Origin of the sequence: Limosilactobacillus portuensis (genome assembly GCF_014838735.1) — a bacterium.
Taxonomy (GTDB): domain Bacteria; phylum Bacillota; class Bacilli; order Lactobacillales; family Lactobacillaceae; genus Limosilactobacillus; species Limosilactobacillus portuensis.
Genome location: NZ_JABUXQ010000009.1, coordinates 65,994 through 72,024 on the forward strand (window position 1 = coordinate 65,994; position 6,031 = coordinate 72,024).

The following is a 6,031-nucleotide window of genomic DNA, read 5'->3' on the forward strand; positions in this document are numbered from 1 at the left end:
GGCTCATCCCTTCAATTAATAATCCTTATTACGGTAACCATAATCTTTAAGCATTGCTGATTTATCTCGCCAATCAGGAACAACCTTTACCCACAATTGAAGGAAGACCTTATCGCCTAAAAGGTGTTCAATATCTTGTCGGGCTTTAGTACCGATCTTTTTCAACATTTGTCCCTTTTTACCGATAATAATTCCCTTTTGTCCAGGACGTTCAACGATAATGTTGGCAGAAATGTGAACATGCTCATCATCTTCTCGTTTAACAGAGGTCACGTCAATTGCCACTGAATGAGGAACTTCCTGGCGAGTTAATTCAAAGACCTTTTCCCGAATCATCTCTGCAATTACAAACCGTTCGGGATGATCGCTAATCTGATCACTAGGATAATATTGTGGCCCGTTCGGCAGAATCTCGATTAGCTTATTAATTAGTGGGTTAACATTATTTCCTTGAAGGGCTGAGATTGGGTAAATTCCAGCAAATGGTAATGCATCTTTATATTGCGCAGTTATTTCTGGTAAGTTATTTGGGTTAACCTGATCAATCTTGTTAATTACCAAGAAGATTGGCTGCTTAACATTCTTCAACCGGTTAATAATAAAATCATCTCCTGGTCCACGATCCTCAGTAGCTGAAACCAGATACAATACAGCATCTACTTCATCAAGAGCTGATAAAGTAGACTTTTCCATAAAGTCACCTAGTTTTGTTTGTGGTTTATGAACTCCCGGAGTATCAATGAACACTATTTGAGCATCATCAGTAGTATAAATTCCCTGGATCTTATTTCGGGTTGTTTGGGCAACGTTACTCATAATTGCAACTTTCTGACCAACCACGTAATTCAAGAACGTTGATTTACCAACATTGGGCCGACCAATTAAAGCAACAAAGCCGGACTTATAATTTGGATTATCCATTCTTTTGCTTCCTTTCTAATAACCTAATAACTTTATTATCCTTGGTAAAAAGATAATTAATCCCACTAAAACCGCAAATATTGCGGTAATTAACACGCCACCTGCAGCGACATCCTTCGCTTTCTTAACATTAACATCGTAGTGATGCTCACCAAGTAAATCTGTTACTGATTCAGTGACCGTATTCAAGAATTCAGCCGAAAAGACAACTAGGATCGCAAGAAGGAGCCACAGCCATTCCAACCGATCAACCCGCAACAGGAAGCCTAAAATAATAACCACTATCGCCGCCGCAAGATGATAACGCATGTTTCGCTCTTGTGAAATGACATCAAAGATACCATCGATTGCGTGTCCCATCGCCTGAATCAAGTGATGGTTCTTTTCTGTTTGCCGACTATCTTTCGAGGCCATACTGATCCAATATCTCCCGTTGTAATGTAAACATTTCCTTTTCGTCCTCTGGCTGCTCATGATCATAACCATTTAAATGAAGGAAGCCATGAACAACAAGAAAACCCAGTTCTCGGTCAAACGAGTGACCAAGGAACTTTGCTTGTTCAGCAACCTTATCAATTGAAATAAAGAGATCGCCAAGATTTACCGGTAATTCGGCTGCCAGTTCAGGCGCCAAAATAATTGGCGTTTCATCGCCAGATTCCTCAGCAGCAAAACTCAATACATCAGTTGCCCGGTCAACATGCCGATACTGAGAATTTAATTCTCGGATTTCAGGATTATTAACCAAAGTTACTGACATTTCAGTGCTGTCAGCTAATTCCAGCTTATTTCCCGCAAACTCAAGTAGCTTTTTAATTAATTCAATATGAGCTGTACTAACCTTTTGTGAAGTATGATCAAATATTTCTAATTCCATAAGTTAATCCTTTTTCTCGGCTTCCCTTTTCGCTGCCGCTTCTTTTTCCTCATCCCGTTTAACTAACCTTTTTGTTGCATTGGTTTCGTAGGCATTGATAATTCGGGCGACAACGGGATGCCGAACAACGTCTTCGGCCGTAAACTGAACAAATTTAATTGACTTAATATCTTTCAAAATTCGTTTTGCACTTACTAATCCGCTCCGGGTACCATGTGGTAAATCAATTTGAGAAATATCACCATTAACTACCATTTTTGAACCAAATCCTAGCCGAGTTAAAAACATCTTCATTTGTGCATTAGTTGTATTTTGCGCTTCATCAAGAATAACAAAAGCACCATCCAAGGTTCGCCCACGCATATAAGCCAGTGGCGCAATCTCAATTACTCCCCGTTCCATTAGTCGTTGAGTATGATCCGCTCCAAAAATATCATTCAATGCATCATAAATTGGCCGCAAGTATGGATCGATTTTTTCCTGAAGGTCCCCTGGGAGAAAACCAAGGCTTTCACCCGCTTCAACTGCTGGCCGGGTCAAAATGATCCGTTCAACTTCGCCACGCTTAAGTGCAGCCACTGCCATTGCAACAGCTAAGTATGTTTTCCCGGTACCAGCTGGACCAATCCCAAAAGTAATATCGTTGTGCTTAATGGCATTAACATATTGACGTTGACCAAAATTCTTTACCCGAATGGAACGCCCACGACGATCCCGAATAATTGTTTCACTATAAAGATCGGCAAAGTAATCTAGCGTTCCTCGATGAGCCATCTTCATTGCACTGACAATATCTGTACTATGAAGGTGGATCCCCTGTTCGCTTAAATCCAATAAAGCATGGAAAACATCTGCAGTTAATTTAACATCCTCAGGCAACCCCTTGATCTTTAAATTGTCGCCAAAGGGGTTAACGGTAACATTCATTCCTTGTTCATATAAGGAGACAAACTTATCTTGAATTCCTAGTAAAGCAACCTCAGATTCTGGACTACTGATTTGGAATGTTTGCTCAATTTCTTCGTTATTTTCTACCAATTAAAATAGCTCCTCTTAGTTAATATAAGTAGATCCTTAGCACATTATATCATAACAAAAACAGCCAAAGGATGACTCATCGTTAAAATCATTCTTTGGCTATTTTATTCCTTTAAGCAAGTAATGGCTAATGATTAGCAAGAAGTTCTTTAGCCTGCTTAATTTGTTCATATACTTGGATAAAGCTCGTTCCCCCAAGTGACTGCCGACGTTCCACAGCTACTTTTGGTTTCAGGCATTCGTAAACGTCTTCCTGAATTTTTGAATTAATTTCCTGGTATTTATTTAACGGAATGTCACTCAGGTTAGTCCCCGTCTTTAATCCTTGAAGAACTAACTCACCCACAATTTCATGCGCCTGACGGAAAGGGATTCCCTTAGTTGCTAAGTAGTCAGCAAGCTCAGTGGCGTTAGAAAAATCATTATGGGTTGCATGTTCCATCCGTGCCTTATGGACATGTAGCGTTTTTACCATTCCAGTCATAATCTTAATTGAAGGAAGAATTGTTTTAACGGTATCAAATACCCCTTCCTTATCTTCCTGCATATCCTTGTTGTATGCTAACGGCAAACTTTTCATTGTTGTTAACAGGCCAAACAAATCGCCATAAACACGGCCACTCTTTCCCCGGATTAATTCAGCCATATCAGGATTCTTCTTCTGGGGCATAATCGAACTCCCAGTTGAATATTCATCCGCTAATTCAATATAGTTAAATTCATAGCTACACCAATAAATAATCTCTTCACACAAGCGAGACAAGTGCATCATGAGAATACTGGCATTACTCAAGAATTCTAAGACAAAGTCACGATCCGAAACTGCATCTAATGAATTAACATACGGCTGATCAAAGCCCAATAATTGAGAGCTTAATTCACGGTCAATCGGAAAAGTGGTCCCTGCTAAAGCGGCAGCTCCTAACGGTGAAATACTAGTATGCTGTTTGTTAAATTCAAACCGTTCAATATCTCGCTGAAACATTTGAAAATATGCCATCAAGTAATGCCCATAAGAAATTGGCTGCGCATGTTGCATGTGCGTATAGCCGGGCATAATTGTCTCCACATTTTTCTCGGCCTTGGTAACTAAAACGCGCTGCAAATTACGCAAAGCTTGAATCACTAATGGCAAGCGTTCATTAACGTATAAGTGTAAGTCCGTTGCTACTTGATCATTTCGGCTCCGTCCAGTATGGAGTTTTCCTGCTACAGGGCCAATCTCTTCAGTTAGTAATGCTTCAATATTCATATGAATATCTTCATTGTCGACCGAAAACTTTAACTTACCTTGGTGTAACTTCTGTTCAAGTTTCTCTAAGCCAGAAATAATTTGGTCAGCGTCATTTTCTGAGAGAATGTTAGTTGCTTTTAACATCTTTACATGAGCTAGTGAACCATGGATATCTTCTTCGGCCATCTCCTGGTCAAATCCAATTGATGCACCAAAATTATTAATAAAGTCATCGCCAGCTTCCTCAAACCGGCCACCCCACATTCGCTTAATCGGCATCAGCAGTCACACCTTTATCATTAATTTGTTCTTGCTTCGTTGCCAATGCTTTTTGCTGGACTTGAGCATATACCTTGTCAGGGAGTTCCCATAGTTTGATAAATCCGGTAGCAGCTTCCTGATCAAATTCATCCGCTGAGGTATATGTAGCCAAATTCTTATCGTAAAGGGAGTTAGGCGACTTCCGTCCTTCACAGATTACGTTCCCCTTAAATAGCTTTACCCGGACAACACCATTGACAACAGCTTGTGCCTGATCGATGAATGCAACTAGCGACTTCATTAGCGGTGAGTACCAAAGACCGTTGTAAATAATCTCACTCATTTTTTGTTCAACAATCGGCTTAAAATGGGCTAGTTCACGCTCTAAGGTCAAATCTTCTAGATCTTTATGAGCGGCCAGTAAAACAGTCGCCGCTGAGCATTCATAGATTTCCCGTGACTTAATCCCGACCAACCGGTTTTCAACGTGATCAATTCGACCAATTCCATGACTACCAGCAAGGTGATCTAATTTCATAATTAATTCATCAAGTGGTAGTTTTTCACCATCAATGGCTGTTGGCACCCCCTTCTTCAAAACTAATTTCGATTGTTGTCGGGGTATCGGGAGCATCTTCAATCGCTACTGTCCGGTCATACGCATCGGCTGGTGCGTATGACCATGGATCTTCAAGAATTCCACATTCATTTGCCCGGCCCCAGAGATTTTCATCAATGGAATATGGGCTAGCCTTAGTAATTGGAACCGGAATATTGTTATCCTTAGCGTATTGAATCTCTTCTTCCCGTGACCAATGCCAATCACGAATTGGGTCTTCGATTTTCATTTCTGGAGCAAGGGCATGAATACCGGCTTCAAAACGAACTTGATCGTTTCCCTTACCAGTACAGCCATGAGCAATTGCAGTGGCGCCATATTCACGGGCAACAGCCACCAGTTTTTGAACGATTAATGGACGGGATAGTGCAGAAACAAGTGGGTACTTTTGCTCATACATTGCGTGTGCCTGAAGTGCTGGCAAAACAAATTGTTCAGCAAAGTCATGTTTAGCATCAATTACTACTGACTTCCATGCACCAACTTGCTTTCCTTTTTCCTTAATTGCTTCAAGATCTTTTCCTTCACCGACGTCAATACAACATGCAATCACGTCATATCCCTTATTTTTTAACCACGCAATCGCAACCGAAGTGTCTAAACCACCGGAATAAGCTAATACAATTTTTTCTTTTGTCATCTGTATATCCTCCATCCATTTTAGAAATTGGTAATAAATATACACTTAATATTAATCTAAAGCAAGTAAAAATCAATAAATTATCATTTTTATTCAAAAATAATAATTTATTATGTATATTAATGAATAAAAAATCCCCTTCATTTTGACTCAGTGAAGCTAATCACCAGCCTAAATGAAGGGAATCCTGCTTAGTTATTTAATTTTGAAAATTAATTGCTTGTTCACTCTGAAGTGGATATTGAAGTAATTCAGTTTGATCTAGCCGATCCTTTTCCAATTTAACCGCATTAATTTGGTTATTACCATACGTTGAATAGGGCAGATTGCAAGAAATAACTTGAACGAATTTAGTGACGTAGATTAAGCAAGAAGATCTCGATTGGTGTATGCCAATTAAGACATTTAAGTGGCCGTGAATTCAGATACCAATTGATTTGA

Annotated in this window: 5 protein-coding genes and 1 pseudogene; all 6 read right to left on the reverse strand. The window is 39.7% G+C overall.

Translation table 11 applies throughout. The annotated features are described in order from the left end of the window. Window positions 1–15 precede the first annotated feature (15 nt). The 6 genes and pseudogenes from era to HUK49_RS04370 all read right to left on the reverse strand — a co-directional run bounded on the left by era (window position 16) and on the right by HUK49_RS04370 (window position 5,590). Entirely contained in the window at window positions 16–921 is a 906-nt protein-coding gene (era, locus tag HUK49_RS04345) for a GTPase Era (protein WP_102168670.1), read from the reverse strand. 15 nt (window positions 922–936) lie between these two features. Continuing rightward, a complete protein-coding gene (locus tag HUK49_RS04350; protein WP_191912797.1) occupies window positions 937–1,335 on the reverse strand; it encodes a diacylglycerol kinase family protein in 399 nt (132 codons plus the stop codon). Beyond that, on the reverse strand, window positions 1,319–1,798 hold the full coding sequence (gene ybeY / locus HUK49_RS04355) for an rRNA maturation RNase YbeY (protein ID WP_102168672.1): 480 nt from the start codon (window positions 1,796–1,798) through the stop codon (window positions 1,319–1,321). Before ybeY ends, HUK49_RS04350 begins: the two co-directional genes overlap by 17 nt. Window positions 1,799–1,801: 3 nt before the next feature. After that, window positions 1,802–2,836 (reverse strand): PhoH family protein, encoded by a 1,035-nt coding sequence (locus HUK49_RS04360; RefSeq protein WP_191912798.1) that lies wholly within the window; start codon window positions 2,834–2,836, stop codon window positions 1,802–1,804. Window positions 2,837–2,963: 127 nt separating this feature from the next. Further along, the gene (gene argH, locus HUK49_RS04365; protein ID WP_191912799.1) at window positions 2,964–4,349 is read right to left on the reverse strand and encodes an argininosuccinate lyase; all 1,386 of its coding nucleotides are present in this window, start codon (window positions 4,347–4,349) and stop codon (window positions 2,964–2,966) included. Beyond that, window positions 4,339–5,590 (reverse strand): annotated as a pseudogene (locus HUK49_RS04370) (argininosuccinate synthase). The gene argH and the pseudogene HUK49_RS04370 overlap by 11 nt, the downstream one beginning before the upstream one ends. Between the last annotated feature and the right edge of the window lie 441 nt (window positions 5,591–6,031).

Excerpts from the sequence above, each read along its gene's own strand:
- era (WP_102168670.1), bottom strand. The coding sequence starts at position 921 with ATGGATAATCCAAATTATAAGTCCGGCTTTGTTGCTTTAATTGGTCGG.
- HUK49_RS04350 (WP_191912797.1), bottom strand. The coding sequence starts at position 1,335 with ATGGCCTCGAAAGATAGTCGGCAAACAGAAAAGAACCATCACTTGATT.
- ybeY (WP_102168672.1), bottom strand. The coding sequence starts at position 1,798 with ATGGAATTAGAAATATTTGATCATACTTCACAAAAGGTTAGTACAGCT.
- argH (WP_191912799.1), bottom strand. The coding sequence starts at position 4,349 with ATGCCGATTAAGCGAATGTGGGGTGGCCGGTTTGAGGAAGCTGGCGAT.